This is a genomic window from Actinomadura pelletieri DSM 43383 (assembly GCF_003634705.1).
GTDB classification, from domain to species: domain Bacteria; phylum Actinomycetota; class Actinomycetes; order Streptosporangiales; family Streptosporangiaceae; genus Spirillospora; species Spirillospora pelletieri.
This window is the reverse complement of sequence record NZ_RBWU01000002.1, coordinates 863,496-880,834: the sequence shown is the minus strand read 5'-3', so window position 1 is coordinate 880,834 and position 17,339 is coordinate 863,496. Positions and strand designations below refer to the sequence as shown.

The following is a 17,339-nucleotide window of genomic DNA, read 5'->3' as shown; positions in this document are numbered from 1 at the left end:
TCCACTCGGCTCGGAACGGTGACAACGACCGGGCCTCCGCACGGCGTTCCATCTTCGCGGACGGCACGGTCGTCGTTGGGAGCGCCACCGGGCTCCGCAGGCTGTGCGGCACGGCGGCCGGGCGATGTGGGCGGGCCGCCCGACGGCGGCGCCTCGCCTCCCGCGGTCCTGACCGGCGGAAGGCCGATCGAAACCCTAACACCGCCGCGGGACGTTCCTGTGACCGGTGTCCCGCCCGGACCGGGACGCGCCGGGATGCGAGCACCGTCCCCCGGCGAATATCGTCCATGGATATGAGCGAACACTTTGACGTCGTGGTCCTGGGCGCGGGCCCGGGTGGATATGTCGCCGCGATCCGGGCGGCGCAGCTCGGGCTGAAGACGGCGATCATCGAGGAGAAGTACTGGGGCGGGGTCTGTCTCAACGTCGGCTGCATCCCCTCCAAGGCGCTGCTGCGCAACGCCGAGCTGGCGCACATCTTCACCGAGGAGCGCAAGACCTTCGGGATCAACGTCGAGGGCCAGGTGTCGTTCGACTACGGCGTCGCCTACCAGCGCAGCCGCCAGGTGTCGGAGAAGCTCGTCAAGGGCGTCCAGTTCCTGATGAAGAAGAACAAGATCACGTCCTTCGAGGGGCGTGGCACGTTCACCGACCCGAACACCATCCAGGTCGCTAAGGCGGACGGCTCCAGCGAGACCGTGACGTTCGCCAACTGCATCATCGCGGCGGGCGCGCACACCAAGCTGCTGCCGGGCACGTCGCTGTCGGAGCGCGTCGTCACCTACGAGGAGCAGATCCTCAGCTCGGAGCTGCCGGAGAGCATCGTCATCGCGGGCGCGGGGGCGATCGGCGTCGAGTTCGCGTACGTCCTGCACAACTACGGCGTGAAGGTGACGATCGTCGAGTTCCTCGACCGGATGGTCCCGAACGAGGACGCCGAGGTGTCCAAGGAGCTGGCGAAGCGGTACCGCAAGCTCGGCGTCGAGGTGCTGACGTCCACCCGCGTGGACGCCATCGACGACTCCGGCGACAAGGTGAAGGTCACGGTCACCGGCAAGGACGGCGCCCAGCAGGTGCTGGAGACCGACAAGGTCCTCCAGGCGATCGGGTTCCAGCCGAACGTGGAGGGCTACGGGCTCGACAAGACCGGCGTCGCGTTGACCGAGCGCGGCGCGATCGACGTGGACGGCCGGTGCCGCACGTCCGTCCCGCACATCTACGCCATCGGGGACGTGACCGCCAAGCTGATGCTCGCGCACGCGGCCGAGGCGATGGGCATCCTCGCCGCCGAGACCATCGCGGACGCCGAGACGATGGAACTCGACTACGTGATGATCCCCCGCGCGACCTACTGCCAGCCGCAGGTCGCCTCGTTCGGCTGGACGGAGGCGCAGGCGAAGGAGCAGGGCTTCGACGTCAAGACCGTCAAGTTCCCGTTCAGCGCCAACGGGAAGGCGCTCGGGCTCGCCGAGGGCGACGGGTTCGTCAAGGTGATCAGTGACGCCAAGTACGGCGAGATCCTCGGCGCGCACATGATCGGCCCGGAGGTCACCGAACTGCTGCCCGAGCTGACCCTGGCGCAGCAGTGGGACCTGACCGTCAACGAGGTCGCCCGCAACGTGCACGCGCACCCGTCGCTGGGCGAGGCGATGAAGGAGGCCGTGCACGGCCTCGCCGGACACATGATCAACATGTGAGGGGTCGCGGGGCGGCGGACGGGTCCGGCGCCCCCGCGGCGGACCCGTCCGGCTCCGGCTCGGTCGTCACCGGTTCACGGGGTGTTCCACTTGTTGAGGGCCTCGTAGGCGGGACGCCATTCGTTCTCGAAGGCGGCGCGGGCGGGCGGTGGAAGGGGAGCCAGCGCCGCCGCGACGGTGGCGGGGGCGGCGCCGTCCAGCATCCACGGCAGGATGCGCGGCGCGTCGGGGCCGATCCCGGCGGCATGCGCCTGCCCGAAACGCGCCAGTTGTTCGGGGGTGACGACCTCGTCCATCAGTGGCAGCGCCTTGGCCTCCTCGTGCCGGAGATGGGCGGTGAGCCCGTCGGTCAGGGCGATGACGAGGTCGCCGAGCGGTTCGGTGCCCGTGTCGATCGCCTCGATGACCGGGTCGATCGCGGCGTGCTCGGCCTCCATCGCGTCAAGGAGCGCCAGGTCGTCGGGACGTCCGGCCAGCGCGTCGCGCATCACCGGCCACAACGTCTCGTCCTCGGCGGTGTGGTGGGCGTGCAGCGCCCTGGTGAACAACTCCCAGCCCGGGGCGCCCGCCAGGATGCGGCGGGGGTCGTCGTCCTCGCGGGCGGCGAGCTTCGCGAGATGTTCCAGTTCCCTCCTCAGCGCGTCGTGCATCGCGTACATCAAGGTCCAGTCGTGCTTGGGCATGTTCGGTTCCCTCCGTTCACACCATTGACGGAGCAGGCGAAGGAAACGTGACCCTTGTCAGGACGCCGAGGTCGTCGAGGGTTGCGTGGACGAGTCCGGGGCGGGACGCGCGAGGCGGCTCAGCAGCCGCTGCCCCTGCCGGGCGCTGATGTTGAGGCGCCGTCCGAGTTCGGCGCCGGTGATGCCGGGCTCGGCGTCGAGGAGGGCGAGCGCCCGCGCCTCGTTGTCGGTGGCGACACTGCGGGGCACCCGCGTGCGCGGCGCCTGCGGCCCGGCCTTCTTCCGCGGGGCCTTCTTCGGGGCCGGTTCCGGGACACGCGGTTCCGGGACGGTCGGTGCGGGCGCGGTGAGTTCGGTGACGCGGGCGAGGGCCTGGTCGAGCATGACCCCGTCGCGGAGCATCCAGACCACGTCCGCCGGGGCCTTGGCCTTCCACTTGCGGCCGTAGTGCGCGCCCAGCAGGGCCAGGGCGTGACGGCGGCGCTGCTCGGCGACCAGCGCCTGCGGGTAGGACGTGATCTGCCACAGCACCATGCGCCGCCACAGCCGGAACGTGGACAGCGGCGCCAGCATCCACCGCGTGGCCGGGATCCCCTCCCGGACGGTGCCCGCCGCGATGCCCGCGCGCCGCCGGATCGCATGCCGGACGGCCTCGATGAACGTCACGAACAGCACGGGCATCGCCGCGTGCATCACCATTCCGGTGGCGTCCCCGTGCGCGGCCGACACGTTCAACCAGACCGTCGCGCCGGTGAACGCCATCGCCATCCACCGCAGCGCGGGCAGCGGCATGGCGAGCCACTCCAGCAGCAACGCCACCGACACCAGCGCGAGGATGCCGAGGTCGACCCCGGCCGGGACGATCCACGCCTGGTCGCCGAACCACGGTTCGGCCACGTCCCGGACGGAGGCGAACGACCCGTAGCCGCCGAGTCCGGCGAGCCCGGCGAAGAACACGCCACCGACCCCGGCGAGGATCTTCTGCGCCCGGGTCAGCGGAACGACGGCCGTCGGCGTCTCGCTGGTCATGCACGTGACCGTAGCGCGCCGACGCCCCCGTCCGGACGAAACAACCAAAACCCCTCAAAACGCCCAGGTCAGGGGCTTTCGCGACCGCCCGCGATCAGCGCAGCGGGTCGAACGGGGCGATCTCCACCGGACGGCGCCCAGTGGTGATCATCTCCGCGAGGAGGTTCCCGGTGGCGGGCCCGAGGGTCATCCCCCACATGCCGTGCCCGCCGCCGACGAAGACGTTCGGCGACCGCGTCGCGCCGATCAGCGGCAGACCGTCCCGCGTGCAGGGACGCGACCCGACCCACTCGTCGCGCCGGTCGTCCATGTCGGCGCCGCGCAGCAGCGGACGGGCCGCCTCGACGATCGCGTCGATGCGGCGCGGGTCGAGTGGCGCCTCCGGGTCGCGGAACTCCATCATCCCGGCGACGCGGAGCCGGTCCCCGAGGGGCGTGCACGCCACCTTCTGGGCGGGGAAGTAGATCGGACCATCCGGAACGCGTTCCATCGGCACGCTGAAGCTGTATCCGCGGCCCGCCTGGACGAGCGCCCGGACCCCGAACCTCCTGGCGAGGCCGCCGAGCCACACACCGTTGGCGATCACGACGGTGTCGAACGTCTCGACACCACTGCCCGGCAGGCGCAGCGCGACACCGCCCGGCACGTCCCGAAGGTCGGTGACGGGCACGCCCGTCCGGATCTTGCCGCCACGGTCGAGGACGGAGTCGGCCAGCGCGTGGACGAACCGTCCTGGGTCGATGAACCGCTGCCCCCGCAGCAGGATCGCCGCGCCGATCTTGTCCGACAGCGCGGGCGCCAACCGCCGCGCCTCGTCGCCGCCGAGGACCTCGAACTCGATGTCCTGGCCCGCCGCGCGGATGTGCTCGACCTCGTCCAGAAGGAAGCGGCGCTCCCGCTCCGTCCGGTACGCGGCGATGAAGGATCCGGCGCTGCGCGTCTCGGCCTGGACGCCCCCGTCGACCAGCGCGTCGAAGCTCGGCAGCGCCCGCCCGTTGATCGGCACCAGCGACTCCATGGACCGCCGCCACCGGGCCGCCGTGCTGTTGCGCGCGAACCCCGCGAGGAACCTGATCAGCCGCAGGCTCGCGCTCGGCGGGACGTAGACGGGCGACGCGGGGCTGAGCACCGCCTTCACGCCGTACGACAGGACCGCGGGCTCCGGCAGCGGCGTCGCCAGCCCCGGCGTCAGCCATCCGGCGTTGCCCCAGGACGCGCCCGCCGCCACGTCGGCGCGGTCGAACACGGTGACGTCGGCGCCCCGCTCCTGCAGGAACCACGCCGTGGACAGCCCGACCATGCCCGCGCCCACCACGGCGACTCGGCGCGGATCGGCGCTGGTAGCCATGACATCCCCCTCCTCATCCACGATGCCACTTCCGATGATGGCTTCGCCCGCCCTCATCACCTCCGTCCATTTCGCCCAACCCGACCGGGTCACATAGTGTGAAACGCACAATGATCACTGTGTCGGATTTCGTGGAGTCGCTGGGCCCCGCCCTGCTCCGGTTGGTCGCCCCGGGCCGCGACACGCAGGTGCATGACGTCGTCCTCGCCGAGGAGACCGCCGGACGCCCCGGCGAGATCGTCCTCGGCGCCGGGACGACCGACGCCGTGGCCCTCCTCGAACGGGCCGACGCCGCCGGGGCCGCCGGGGTCGTCCTGAAGGCGCCCCTGCCCGACGAGGCCGTCACCGCCGCCCACCGCCTGAGCCCGGCGCTCGTCGAACTCCAGCCGGAGACGTCCTGGACGCATGTGATCTGGTTGGCGCGCGCCGCCATCGACCACGCCTACGCGCCCCCGGGCCCGTCCGGCGACGACCTGTTCGCGCTCGCCGACACCGCCGCCGAGATCGCCGACGCACCGGTCACCCTGGAGGACGCGCGCTCCCGCGTCCTCGCCTACTCGGGCCTCCAGGGCACCACCGACCCGGCCCGGGTCTCCACGATCGTCGGACGCCGCGTCCCGCCGCAGGTCATCGCCCACCTCCGGGCCTGCGGGGTGTTCCGCCGGATGGCGCGTTCCAGCGACCCGATCATGGTCCCCGCCGGACCGGACGGCATGTTCCCCCGGCTGGTCGTCCCGGTGCGCGCCGGAGGCGAGTGGCTCGGCTCGATCTGGGCGGTGGCGAAGACACCGATCCCCCCGGACCGTGTCGCCCGCCTCACCGACCTGGCGTCCGTCGTCGCCCTGCACCTGCTGCGCCTGCGCGCGGAGACCGGCGTGGCCAGGCGCGTGTCAGCCGACCGGCTCCGCGCCGCCCTCCGGGACGGGACGACGCCCGTGCCGGCCCGCCCGCCGTGGCGTGTCGTGACCTTGGGCGGCGAGTCCGGCGACATCCGCCGCCGCCTCGACCTGTGGGAGGCGATCACCCACCGTTTCGGCTGGCACCGCCCCCTCCTCACCGACCTGGACGACACGCTGTTCGCCGTCCTCACCGACCTACCGAACCAGGACCCCGGTTCGATGCCGTGGCTCCACGACGTGGTGACCCGCGTCCGCACCCACGCCCCAGACCTGTACGCCGCCGTGGGCGGCCCGGCGGCAACGCTCGCCGACCTCCCTCGCTCGCGCGCGGAATCCGCCGAACTGGCCGCCCTGCTGTCGTCCGGCCGCCTCCCCCTAGGCCTGGTCTCCATGGACGACGCCTGGCCGACCGTCACCGTCGAACGAGCCCGCCAGGCCACCGGCACCCACCTGCTCGGCGGCCCTCTCCCCACCCTCCAGGCTCACGACAGGAAACACCAGACGGCGTTCCTCCCCACCCTCGCCGCCTGGCTCGACCACTACGGCGACACCAAGGCCACCGCACTGGCACTGGACGTCCACCCCAACACACTCCGCCACCGCCTGAAGCGAATGACCGAGGTAACCCCGCTCGACCTCACATCACGGGAAACCCGCCTGGCCCTTCGCCTCCAACTGACCACACTCAACAACGAGCGGTAACAACCCAGGCCCGAGAGCCAAGCCACACACCGTCGTCCCCCAGGTAGGCTCCCAGCGTCTCCCGCAGCCGCCCGACCGCCTCCTCCGTAGCCCCAGGCTCCAACCCGTCCAGCACACTCCGGGTTGTGCTGAACCCACGAACCCACTCCACCGCCACGTCAACGTTGGGACCGTAGTAGACCGGCTCCTCAACATCGGTCAACGCGACATCGACGAACCCCGCGGCCCCCAGAACCCCCTCCACGACCTCCGCTTCACCGAGCGAAAACGCATCGGGCACAGACCCCGCAGACACACCGAGGGCTCGCTGGACAACGACGGCCCACTCATTGCGTTCGCGCGACCGCCAGACGATCATCGCCAGCCGCCCGCCCGGACGCAGCGCTCTCCGGATATTGGCAAACGCCGCGACGGGATCCCCGAAGAACATCACCCCGAACCGGCTGATCACCAGGTCGAACCGCTCCACCGGCAGGTCGACCTGCGCATCCGCACACGCGAAGTCGACGTTCCCGATCCCTTCCCTCCGCGCAACCTCACGAGCACGCTCAACGGCCACCCCCGAGACATCGACCCCGAACGCACTCCCCTCCGACGCCGCCCGCGCGGCCTCCCGGGTGGTCTGCCCCGTCCCACACCCGATATCGAGAACATGGTCGCGCGGCCTGACCCCCGCCACCCGCCGCAACACCTCGTTATGCCGCCGCAGCTCATCGTCGAACCCGATGCCGCCCATCAAACCAACCCCTGCTCGACCGCATACGCCTCAAAACGGTCCGCCAACTCAGTTGGACGGCTCAACGCGCCACAGTGCCCACCCCCGGGCCTCCACAGATGCCAGTACCACCCGACATCCCCAGCCCCATGAACCAATACAAACCCCGCCACCCCGCGCCCCCTTCACGAATGCCGACCGTAGCTAACGATCAACATCGTCCCAGGACGGCATCGTCGAGTTCCTGCCCGAGGGCGGCGAGTTCATCGGCGACTTCCCGCCGCCGTAGATCATCGCGGCGTTTGTACGCCAGGACGGCCTCCGCGGTGATGCGACGATGCCGACCCACCATGCGGTTCGGAATCGCTCCCGCCTCCAGTAGCCCGATCAAGAACGGACGGGAAACGTTCAGCAGGTTCGCCGCCTGCTGGGTGGTCAACTTGCCACGGGACATGATGACCGATACGCCCCTTCCTTCAAGGCGTCCATCTCTCCCGAGTTCATTGGGATCGACCTCACCCTAAGGCGTCGGCCCCACCGCGGGCCTCGGGGTGGCGAGAGGCCGCGGTGGGGCCGGGGCGGGGGGCGGTCAGTACATGAGGCCGTGGTCGACGGCCTGGCGTCCTACGTGGACGGCGCCGCGCCGGAAGGTCGAGTCGCGGTGAGCCGCCGTAACGTTCCACCGGGACACCGGCGACGTTCGCGTCATTCTGCGCACGGCGATTCTCCAATCCACGCTCGACGACCTACGCCAACAACATTCAGCACAACACCAGACCGCACGCCATGCATGCGGCGTCACACAAGCTCGCCGCGGATACCGCGACAATAGAAGGATAGGCGAGCAAAACGCCTCGTTCCACAAGGACCGAGGGTCAGATGTTCAATGTGGATTTCGAGGGGAACAGAAACTCGCCCGCACCTGGTCACGGCGTGGACGCACGTCAGCGACAGCCACGTTCAACAAGCAGGCTTCCGAACGACGCATCAGCCGCTGCTCACAGCCGCCACCGCCCGATCGGAAGGCCCCATAAAGTTGAACCGTCTACTTTCAAAGGAGGGATGACCATACAAGTACGCGGTGCCGACCACACCGGCTTCCGCGATTACGCGACGTCCCCGAACACCCTCGATCACACTTTCAATTTCTCTGCACGAAGGGAGAAGTCGGCCGGTCGATTATGATGTGACGACGACTCCACCGACACCCGAGCGTCCGGGCCGGGTGCCCACGAATTCGATGGTCACGCCACTGCGGACGCGTTCACCGAGGACGGCGGCGATGGCGTCGGTGACTCCGGAGACGAGACGGGCGATGATCTCTTCGGCGTCGGGTCGACTAAACGCGCCCTCCTTGATGCCGAACGTCACGCTCGGCGAGGGCGCCTCCGCCTGTACACCGCCGACACCCCACCTGCCGGACGGAAGGCCGATCAGCTGCACGACGGCGACGCTCCGCGCCCACTCCCCGTAGACGGCGACGACCGCCTCGGTCAGCTTCTCGATCAGCGCGGCCTCACGTCCGACCAGGTCGCTCTCCAATGCGTACACGGTGAGATGGGGCATACCATCCTCCAACAGGTTTATAAGCAAATTAGCTTTGAGAACAAAGCTAAGAGGAGGACGCAAGCGATGTCAACGGCTGACCCCACCGAGGAGGCGGTGAGGGAGTTGCTCCTGGTGATGCCGAGGCTGGTCGGCAGGGTCAAACGCCTGCCGGTCCCAGAACAGTTGCGGTCGTTGGAGCTGGCCCCACGGCACTTGTCGATGCTGTCGCTGCTCCTGCTGGACGGTCCGCTCACCGTCTCCGAGCTGGCCAGAATGTTGAGCGTGGCGCCGACCACGGTGAGCCTCATCGTGAGCGAACTGAGCCGCAAGGGGGTCCTGGTAAGGCGGGAGGACGACGCCGACCGCCGCCGACGCATCGTCGACATCAGCCCCGAAAGCCGTCCAGCCATCGCCCAGTGGCTGTCCCCCGGCGCCCAGGCCTGGCGGCACGCCCTCACACCACTGAGCCCGGCCGAACAACGAACCTTCGTCGACACCCTCCTCAGATACGAAGAGGCCTTCTCCCCATCCCCTGCCGACGAAAGGTAACCGCCGGGCCGATGCCCTGCACGACCTCAGTGACAGCGGTCGGACGTCCCGACAACGCTCCAACTCACGATGCTCGGTCCTCTCACCCACAGCCCCTTGGTGAGGTCGGCCCCAGCGCGCAGATCGTAGAGGGTCCGCGCCGCCTGGCTCTCGTCGGTGTACCACTCCGGCACCGGCGTCAGGGCCTCGCTACGCGCCCGCGCCCACTGCTCCATGGACCATGCCGCCGCTTCCTCCGGCGTCGAGAAGGTGGCGCGGATCAGACGCGCGTTCTTCTCAAGCCATGCCCGCACCATGGACGGGGTGATGTCGGCCTGGTCATCGTGACGGAGCTTGTCGTCCGCCCAGTCCTTGCCGTTGCCACGCCATGAGTAGCAGTGCCAGTGAAGCCCCTTCTCCTTCCAGACCTCGGGCTCGGTGGCGTACAACGCGTCGTAGTCACACGGGGGGACGGTCACGTTCACACACCCGAGGGGGCGGACGCGAGTGCACGCAGTTCGCGGGCCTCCGGGAGGGGGCGCGCCCACTCGGGGAGGCGGTGGAGGATCTGCCGGGTCATGTGTCGTCGGCAGGCGCTTACCGGCAGGTCTTGGAGGACCGCCCGGGTCTGGTCGAGGCCCGTGTCGACATCGCCGCTGTTGATTGCGCCCATTGCGCGGATGACTGTGAGGTTGGCGACTGGGCCAAGGGTGCCCGGCGGGTAAAGGTCGACAGCGCCATCGAGGGCCCGGTGTGCGCGGGTGTCCTCGATGAGGGTGTAAATGTACGCCTGGTTCCAGCGGAGGCGTGATTCGCTCCATCCAAAGATGGCCGGGTCACTTGTCACAGAATCGGGCAGGCGATCGAACAGCTCGGCGAGGCCGTCCATCGTCTTACGGGCGGTGGTCTTGTCTCCTTGCTCTGCAGCGACGCTTGCTCGGACGCAATAGGCCCGTGGAAGGCCACCACAGGCCGCGCCGTCGGCTATGTGCATGGCTTCGGCTACTCGGACGGCGATCTCCTGGCGTGGCACGCCGTACCAGAACCCCTCCTCCGCCTCACGTGTCCGTGTCCACACTCTGAGGTCGCGATCCCCTGAAGCATCAGCGGCTCGGCGGGCCGTTCCCCACGTCATGCGGGCGCCTCTACGCTCTCCGATGTCCCCGAGTTGGATGGCCAGTAGCGCGGACAAACCGGCGCTGATCCGCAGTAGGTCGGCCCGATGAGCTTTGTCTCGTTTGAGGAGTTCTCCGACACCGATGATGTCGGCGGTCAGGTCTTTGATCTGCGAGCCCGCTGGCTGTTGGCTGAGCAGCAAGCCGTACTCGCGTACCGCGCCTTCCCATTCGCCCACGTCGACCGGTTGGTCGAGGACGCTGTCGACGCTGGAGAGGATCTCTTCGAGGGCACCCAGGGGGATCGCCGTTCCGGCGCCCAGGGCGGCGAGGAGTTGGAGTGCGGCGCGTCGTTTCACGTCGTCCCCTTCGTCGGGGATAGGGCTGTCTTGTACGGTACCCGCCTGCTGATCGGTCGATTCCTCCCCGAAGAGGTCCTTCTCCTCCATTTCGAAGGCGGTGGCGTAGGCCGGGCCCCAGTCTGCGGGGAAGACCAGGCCTTTCTCGTGGCGGTTGATCTGGCGGGAGAGGTTCTTGACCTGGCTCATATCGGGATCGTCTACGCCAATTGCGGCATAAAGATGGCGAGCCGCCTTGAACGGGCCCCATCCACGGGAGCGGCGTTCGGCCTCGATGCGTACAGCCCATTCGGGACGCTGCTGGTCGGACATGGGGATCAGTGCCCTTCGACAGGGGGTGGGACATCCCTTCCAGGGCAGCATTGTCACCTTTCCCGGTCCGTGTGCGCACGGTTTCACTGAGTTAGGAGCGTGAATTCCGCTCCTCATACCGGAGAAGACGTGAGTGTGCGTAGTTCCCGTGCCGCTGGGAGCGCACGGGCATCTTCGGGGAGGGCGCTCAGCACGTTTTTGGCCAGAGTTCCGGTGCCAGTGAAGCCCCTTCTCCTTCCAGACGCCAGGCTTGGCGGCGTACATCGCGTCGTAGTCACACAAGGAAACGGTCACGTTCACACACCCGAGGGGGCGGACGCGAGTGCGCGCAGTTCGCGGGTTTCCGGGAGGGGGCGCGCCCACTCGGGGAGGCGGTGGAGGATCTGCCTGGCCATGTGTCGTCGGCAGGGGCTAATCGGCATGTCTTGAAGGATCGCGCGGGTCTGGTCGAGGCCCGTGTCGATGTCGCCGCTATTGATCACACCCATCGCCCGGATGATCATGAGGTTGGCGACCGGGCCAAGTGTGCCCGGCGGGTAAAGGTCCACAGCGTCATCGAGGGCCCGGTGTGCACGGGTGTCTTCGATGAGGGTGTAGACGTATGCCTCGTTCCAGCGGAGTCGTGCTTCGCTCCATCCGAAGGTGACCGGGTCGCCTGTCACGGCGTCGGGCAGACGGTCGAACAGCTTGGAGAGGTCGTCCATCGCTCTGCGGGCGGTGGCCTTGTCTCCTTGCTCTGCGGCGACGCTCGCACGCACGGAATAGGCCCGTGGCAGGCCACCGCAAGGTGCACCGTCGGCGATGTGCATGGCCTCTGCTGTTCGAGCAGCGATCTCTTGGCGTGGCAGGCCGTACCAGAATCCTTCTTCTGCCTCACGTGCCCGTGTCCACACTCTGAGGTCGCGATCCCCTGACGCGTCGGCGGCTCGGCGGGCGGTCCTCCATGCCATGCGGGCACCTCTGCGCTCGCCGACATCCCCAAGTTCGATGGCTAGTAGCGCGGAGAGCCCCGCACTGATCCGCAGTAGGTCGACTCGATGAGCCTTGTTCTGTTTGAGGAGTTCCCCGACGCCGAAGATGTCGGCGGTCAGATCTTTGATCAGTGAGCCCACCGGTTGCTGGTTGATCAAGAAACCGTACTCTCGTACGACGATTTCCCATTCGCCCACGTCGACGGGCTGATCGAGAACGTCGTCGATACCGGAGAGGATCTCATCGAGGGCGCCCGGGGGGATCGCCGTCCCTGCCCCTAGAGCGGCGAGAAGTTGGAGTGCGGTGCGTCGCTTCACGTCGTCCTTCCCTGTGGCGTCTTGAGTGCCCGCCGTCTTATGGGCCGACTCCGACGAAGGTTCCGCGGCCGACCACACCCTTCTTGCGCAGGACGCCGAGCGCCTCGACGGCGGTCCGGCGGGACACTCCGAACTCGTCGGAAAGTGCCGCGGAGCTAGGCACACGGCGTCCAGGCTGCTAAACGCCCGCTTTGATGCGCCGCTCTATCTCAGCGGCCACCTGTTGATAGAGCGGCTCGGGACCGTTCAGATCGACTCCTGCCATGATGCTTCGGCGGGGGTCAGGAAGCGGACGCGAGTGCGCGCAGTTCGCGGGCCTCCGGCAGGGGGCGCGCCCACTCGGGGAGGCGGTGGAGGATCTGCCGGGTCATGTGTCGTCGACAGGCGCTTACCGGCATGTCCTGAAGAACCGTGCGGGTCTGGTCGAGGCCCGTGTCGACGTCGCCGCTGTTGATCGCGCCGATCGCGCGGATGATCGTGAGGTTGGCGACCGGGCCGAGGGTGCCCGGCGGGTAGAGGGCGGCGGCGGCGTCGAGGGCCCGGTTTGCCCGAGTATCTCCGATGAGGTTGTAGATGTATGCCTGGTTCCAGCGAAGGCGCGATTCGCCCCATCCGAAGACAGCCGGGTCGTCTGTCACAGTGGCGGGCAGGCGGTCGAACAGCCTGGAGAGGTCGTCCATCGTCCTACGGGCGGTGGCCTTGTCTCCCTGCTCGGCGGCCATGGTTGCCCGAACGCAATAAGCCCGTGGCAGGCCACCGCAGGGCACGTCGTCGGCGATGTTCATGGCTTCGGCTATTCGGGCTGTGATCTCCTGGCGAGGCAGGCCGTACCAGAACCCCTCCTGCACTTCACGTGCCCGCGTCCACACCCTGAGGTCGCGATCCCCTGACGCATCGGCGGCCCGGCGGGCCGTTCCCCATGCCATGCGGGCACCTCTGCGCTCACCGACGTCTCCCAGTTCGATGGCCAGTAGCGCGGAGAGCCCGGCACTGATCCGTAGGAGGTCGGCCCGATGAGCTTGGTTTCGTTTGATGAGTTCCCCGACACCGATGATATCGGCGGTCAGATCTTTGATCAGCGAGCCCACCGGCTGCTGGCTGATCAGCAAGCCGTACTCGCGGACCGCGAGTTCCCATTCATCCACGTCAACGCCTTGATCAAGGACGCTGTCTATGTTGGAGAGGATCTCTTCGAGGGCGCCCGGGGGGATCGCCGTTCCGGCGCCCAGGGCGGCGAGGAGGTGGAGTGCGGCGCGGCGTTTCACGTCGTCCCCTTCGTCGGGGATAGGGCTGTCTTGTACGGTACCCGCCTGCTGATCGGTCGATTCCTCCCCAAAGAGGTCCTTCTCGTCCATTTCGAAGATCGTGGCGTAGGCCGAGCCCCAGTCGGCAGGGAAGACTACGCCTTTCTCGTGGCGGTTGATCTGGCGGGAGAGGTTCTTGACCTGGCTCATATCGGGATCGTCTACGCCAATTGCGGCATAAAGACGGCGAGCCGCCTTGAACGGGCCCCATCCACGGGAGCGGCGTTCGGCCTCGATGCGTACAGCCCATTCGGGACGCTGCTGGTCGGACATGGGGATCAGTGCCCTTCGACAGGGGGTGGGACATCCCTTCCAGGGCAGCATTGTCACCTTTCCCGGTCCGTGTGCGCACGGTTTCACTGAGTTAGGAGCGTGAATTTCGCTCGCTCGAACCCGAGAAGACGAGAGGTCAGAACATGGACATGCGTACGGTCATCATGCCGAAGCTCGGCGGCATCGCTCGTGCGAGCCGGAGGGCCAGGACGTTCGAGTGGCGGTTGGAGGAGCGGTCGGCGGGGGCCGCTCGGCGGGCCGTGCGGGAGACGTTGACCGCGTGGGGGGTCGTTGAGGGGGACATCTACACGGCCGTGCTCCTTACCTCCGAGGTCGTCACCAATGCCGTGCGGCATGTGCGGGCGGAGCTTCAGGGCGGGCTGGTGTGGGTCCGGGTGTGCGTGACGGACGGACTGCTCCGCGTGAACGTGACCGACCCGGAGCCCGGGTTGCCTCGGCATCTGGTGGCGGTCGACACCGATGAAGGGCACCGGGGCATGGCCGTGGTCGCCGGGTACGCGGACCGGTGGGGCTGGCACCCCGCGCCGGAAGGCGGCAAGACCGTGTGGTGGACGCAGGTCCTGGAGGGGCGGGAGATGCCCATCTTCAGGCGTGTCTTGAAGATGCGGTGATGGACGCAATGAAACGAGTGTGCGGGGGCTGAAGACGCAACGAACTGGCAGGACTGTGCATGATTCGCGCATTGGATCGCCGGTGTCGGGTTCTTAGGCTTTTCGAGCGGTCGAACCTAGCCCCCCTGGAGATGCGCATGAGCGTTCTGCCGGTGACGGAACCGGGTGCCGTGCGGACGGCGTTGCGGCGGCGGTATCTGATGTGCCGTCCCGAACACTTCGCGGTCACCTACGCGATCAACCCGTGGATGGATCCCGCGGCGGGTGCCGATGCCGGGAAGGCCGTCGAACAGTGGGAGGCGCTGCGGGCCGCCTATCTGGCGCTCGGCCATGAGGTGAGTCTGATCGACCCGATCGACGGGCTGCCGGACATGGTGTTCGCGGCGAACGGTGCCCTGGTCGTCGGTGGACGGGCTTACGGGGCGCGGTTCGCGCATCCGGAGCGGTATGCCGAAGGTCCGGCGTATGCCCAGTGGCTGCGTGAGAACGGGGTCTCCGAGGTGCTGGACGCGGAATACACGAACGAAGGTGAGGGTGATTTCCTCACGCTCGATCACGTGATCCTGGCGGGGACGGGGTTCCGGACGGAAATCGCCGCCCATCAGGAGGCGCAGGAGTTCCTCGGGCGGCCTGTCGTGACGCTCCGTCTGGTCGATCCGCGCTTCTATCACCTGGACACGGCCTTGTTCCTCCTCGGTGGCGGGAACGTCGCGTACTACCCGGGTGCGTTTTCGCCGGGGAGTCGGGCTGTGCTCGAACGGCTGTTCCCGGAGGCCATTCTGGCAGGTGAACAGGATGCGGCGGTGCTCGGTCTCAACGCCGTGTGCGATGGCCGCAATGTCGTCATCAACGCCGAGGCCGTCGGGTTGATGGCGACGTTGCGGCGCCACGGATACGAGCCCGTCCCGGTGGACATGTCGGAGCTTCGGAAGGCGGGCGGCGGGCCGAAGTGCTGTACGTTGGAACTCCGCTAACGATCTTCAGCGAAGAGGCGTCCCCGTGGAGTACTTCGTCTACTGCCGTGACCGTTCGGGAACGTGGGATCTGCGTCTTGAACTGACCGAGGAGCATTGGTCGTTCATGGACCGGTACGCGGAGGAGATGATCGCGCGCGGTCCCACGTTGACGCCGGACGGTGAGCGGACCACGGGCAGTATGCACATCGTCGATCTGCCCGACTTGGCGGCGGCGCGCGAGTTCGCGTTCGAGGAGCCCAACTACCAGGCCGGTATTTACGGTGAGGTGCTGATACGCCGCTGGCGGAACGTTCTAGGCCGGACGATGTGGGAGTTCGAAGGGGAGAAGGCCGGGGATCGGCGCTTTCTGATCATCGCCCATGGCGAGCCGTCCAAGGCCGATGATTCGCTGGACGAGGCGCACCGCGAATACCTCGACGGCGGCTACGCCGACCGTCTCATCGCCCACGGCCCGTTGCTGTCGGAGGACGGCACCGACTGGGCCGGGAACGCCATTCTCGTCGAGCTGCCCGACCGGAGCGCCGCCGAAGCCATGATGGCGAACGATCCGCACACCAAGAACGGGTCTTACAAGGACATCGAAATCCACCCCTGGCAGTTCGGCGGCCGCCCGTCCTCGTAAGCCTTTCTCGGCTGCATCGTTCCAGGTTCTCGCGTACCGCCTGCTAGGGGTGCGTCAGTTTCCGAGATTGCCCTGATGTTCGGCGCCCGGCGCGGCACTCGCCATACCCGTCCAAATCCGTATTTCCCCCAATAACGTCGAGCCAGCCCCATGGATACCTTTTGCGGTGATTTCTTCGATCAACCGTGGAGGTTGAATTGTCAACTCGACAATGGCTCGGCAAGATCACCATCGCGTGTGCGTTAGGGGCGTTATCGGCGCCGCTTGCCGCGGCCGGGGCCTCGGCCGGTACCGGCCCCGAAGCTCAGAACAGAATCGTGATCAGTACCTCACCGGCCGCGCCTTCGGCGGCGGGGGCGACGGCCCTGGCGGCCTGCAACCTCTACAACCGGACCGCGCTGTGCTGGAACACCAAGCTCACGGTGACGGTCCTCCAGAAGGGGAAGGAGGTCGGTCGGCTCTACGGCACGATCACCCAATCGATCAAGCTCAACACCAAGAGCCGGACATTCACCGAGAGCTTCGCGCTGAGGACCGACGGGATCAGCGGCAAGGCGGGCGGAATCCGCGCCGGCGTGGTGGCGTCGTGCGGCACGGGCTGCAAGGCGCGTTCGAAGGGGATCGGTGGCACGCTGGTGCCGCGCCGCGTCATCACGGGGAGCGTCAGTTACACCGACGCGACCGCCCGGGTCCACGCCGCCCGCACCTCGTACCGGATGACGCTCGTCAAGGCCGGATACACCCCCGGCCTGCCCACATGGCGGTCACCGATCGACTTCCGGTGCGACAACCTGCTGAAGGGCCAGAACGCGGGCTGCGTCTTCCCCAGGTTCACCCCCTCCATCACCTCGATGCGCTCCTTGAAGTTCATCGCGCCCAACATCCGCAGGTGGCAGGGACGAGGCGCCCCCAAGACGCTGACCCGCAACGGCCACCTCGCGAACGCCAACCGGCGCGCGGTCTGCGGCAAGGCCAAGCTGCCGAAGGGCTGGAAGGCGCCCAAGGGCTGGCCCATGCCGCTGAGCAACCGCAACAACAAGCCGAGCTGTGACGAGTACGCCTTCGCCGCGACCAACCAGGGCGGCGCCAAGGCCGGGAACGGGTACGGCTGGGTGCCCCTGCGCGAGAACAGCAGCCAGGGCGGACAGTTGACGGCCTTCTACAAAGCCCACCGGGTGCTGGACGCCACCTCGGCGAAGACCCGAGGGGACGCCTTCATCGTCGCCATGTAACCCCCTAGAAGCGGGCAGGGCCGCCGCCCCTGGCAGGCGCGTCCTGCCTGCTTCGCTTTCGGTCGCCGCGTCGCG

The 17,339-nt window shown here is 68.0% G+C and carries 18 protein-coding genes; 7 read left to right on the top strand and 11 right to left on the bottom strand.

Features of this window, described 5'->3' with window-relative positions; all coding sequences use genetic code 11:
* The first annotated feature begins 293 nt into the window (after window positions 1-293).
* Window positions 294-1,697, top strand: a complete 1,404-nt coding sequence (gene lpdA / locus BZB76_RS10880; protein ID WP_121434142.1) for a dihydrolipoyl dehydrogenase — start codon at window positions 294-296, stop codon at window positions 1,695-1,697.
* 74 nt (window positions 1,698-1,771) lie between these two features.
* Here the strand turns inward: lpdA and BZB76_RS10875 are convergent, their stop codons facing one another.
* The 3 genes from BZB76_RS10875 to BZB76_RS10865 form a co-directional block, all read right to left on the bottom strand.
* On the bottom strand, window positions 1,772-2,380 hold the full coding sequence (locus tag BZB76_RS10875) for a hemerythrin domain-containing protein (RefSeq protein WP_121434141.1): 609 nt from the start codon (window positions 2,378-2,380) through the stop codon (window positions 1,772-1,774).
* 57 nt (window positions 2,381-2,437) lie between these two features.
* A complete protein-coding gene (locus tag BZB76_RS10870; protein WP_121434140.1) occupies window positions 2,438-3,409 on the bottom strand; it encodes a DUF2637 domain-containing protein in 972 nt (323 codons plus the stop codon).
* A gap of 94 nt (window positions 3,410-3,503) precedes the next feature.
* On the bottom strand, window positions 3,504-4,757 hold the full coding sequence (locus BZB76_RS10865) for an NAD(P)/FAD-dependent oxidoreductase (RefSeq protein WP_121434632.1): 1,254 nt from the start codon (window positions 4,755-4,757) through the stop codon (window positions 3,504-3,506).
* Between the two features lie 119 nt (window positions 4,758-4,876).
* On the opposite strand from BZB76_RS10865, the gene BZB76_RS36355 reads away from it, so the two are divergent.
* Complete coding sequence (locus BZB76_RS36355) at window positions 4,877-6,358, top strand: PucR family transcriptional regulator (protein ID WP_281273864.1); 1,482 nt, start codon at window positions 4,877-4,879, stop codon at window positions 6,356-6,358.
* Here the strand turns inward: BZB76_RS36355 and BZB76_RS10855 are convergent.
* The 3 genes from BZB76_RS10855 to BZB76_RS10845 form a co-directional block, all read right to left on the bottom strand.
* Entirely contained in the window at window positions 6,342-7,094 is a 753-nt protein-coding gene (locus BZB76_RS10855) for a class I SAM-dependent methyltransferase (protein ID WP_121434138.1), read from the bottom strand. The genes BZB76_RS36355 and BZB76_RS10855 overlap by 17 nt on opposite strands.
* Window positions 7,095-7,284: 190 nt before the next feature.
* Window positions 7,285-7,527: an excisionase family DNA-binding protein gene (locus tag BZB76_RS10850; protein ID WP_121434137.1), complete on the bottom strand. Its 243-nt coding sequence runs from the start codon at window positions 7,525-7,527 to the stop codon at window positions 7,285-7,287.
* Between the two features lie 725 nt (window positions 7,528-8,252).
* Window positions 8,253-8,639 carry a tautomerase family protein gene (locus BZB76_RS10845; RefSeq protein WP_121434136.1) on the bottom strand — a complete coding sequence of 129 codons (387 nt, stop codon included), beginning with the start codon at window positions 8,637-8,639 and terminating at the stop codon, window positions 8,253-8,255.
* A 66-nt stretch (window positions 8,640-8,705) separates the two neighbouring features.
* Here BZB76_RS10845 and BZB76_RS10840 point away from each other — a divergent pair, with 66 nt between their 5' ends.
* The gene (locus BZB76_RS10840; protein ID WP_121434135.1) at window positions 8,706-9,170 is read left to right on the top strand and encodes a MarR family winged helix-turn-helix transcriptional regulator; all 465 of its coding nucleotides are present in this window, start codon (window positions 8,706-8,708) and stop codon (window positions 9,168-9,170) included.
* Window positions 9,171-9,196: 26 nt separating this feature from the next.
* Here BZB76_RS10840 and BZB76_RS10835 read toward each other — a convergent pair whose 3' ends face one another.
* The 5 genes from BZB76_RS10835 to BZB76_RS10815 all read right to left on the bottom strand — a co-directional run bounded on the left by BZB76_RS10835 (window position 9,197) and on the right by BZB76_RS10815 (window position 13,801).
* Window positions 9,197-9,628, bottom strand: a complete 432-nt coding sequence (locus tag BZB76_RS10835; protein ID WP_147449402.1) for a hypothetical protein — start codon at window positions 9,626-9,628, stop codon at window positions 9,197-9,199.
* A gap of 2 nt (window positions 9,629-9,630) precedes the next feature.
* On the bottom strand, window positions 9,631-10,935 hold the full coding sequence (locus BZB76_RS10830) for an XRE family transcriptional regulator (protein ID WP_121434133.1): 1,305 nt from the start codon (window positions 10,933-10,935) through the stop codon (window positions 9,631-9,633).
* 296 nt (window positions 10,936-11,231) lie between these two features.
* Window positions 11,232-12,224, bottom strand: a complete 993-nt coding sequence (locus BZB76_RS10825) for an XRE family transcriptional regulator (RefSeq protein WP_121434132.1) — start codon at window positions 12,222-12,224, stop codon at window positions 11,232-11,234.
* 37 nt (window positions 12,225-12,261) lie between these two features.
* Window positions 12,262-12,351: a hypothetical protein gene (locus BZB76_RS35815; protein WP_246006871.1), complete on the bottom strand. Its 90-nt coding sequence runs from the start codon at window positions 12,349-12,351 to the stop codon at window positions 12,262-12,264.
* 154 nt (window positions 12,352-12,505) lie between these two features.
* Window positions 12,506-13,801, bottom strand: coding sequence for an XRE family transcriptional regulator (locus BZB76_RS10815; protein WP_121434130.1), 1,296 nt, complete (start codon window positions 13,799-13,801; stop codon window positions 12,506-12,508).
* A gap of 143 nt (window positions 13,802-13,944) precedes the next feature.
* Here BZB76_RS10815 and BZB76_RS10810 point away from each other — a divergent pair, with 143 nt between their 5' ends.
* From BZB76_RS10810 to BZB76_RS10795, 4 genes are all read left to right on the top strand, one after another.
* Window positions 13,945-14,433 (top strand): ATP-binding protein, encoded by a 489-nt coding sequence (locus BZB76_RS10810; protein ID WP_121434129.1) that lies wholly within the window; start codon window positions 13,945-13,947, stop codon window positions 14,431-14,433.
* Between the two features lie 137 nt (window positions 14,434-14,570).
* The gene (gene ddaH, locus BZB76_RS10805; protein ID WP_337959746.1) at window positions 14,571-15,407 is read left to right on the top strand and encodes a dimethylargininase; all 837 of its coding nucleotides are present in this window, start codon (window positions 14,571-14,573) and stop codon (window positions 15,405-15,407) included.
* Window positions 15,408-15,432: 25 nt separating this feature from the next.
* On the top strand, window positions 15,433-16,032 hold the full coding sequence (locus tag BZB76_RS10800; protein ID WP_121434128.1) for a YciI family protein: 600 nt from the start codon (window positions 15,433-15,435) through the stop codon (window positions 16,030-16,032).
* Between the two features lie 317 nt (window positions 16,033-16,349).
* Window positions 16,350-17,264, top strand: coding sequence for a NucA/NucB deoxyribonuclease domain-containing protein (locus tag BZB76_RS10795; RefSeq protein WP_121434127.1), 915 nt, complete (start codon window positions 16,350-16,352; stop codon window positions 17,262-17,264).
* Window positions 17,265-17,339: the final 75 nt, after the last annotated feature.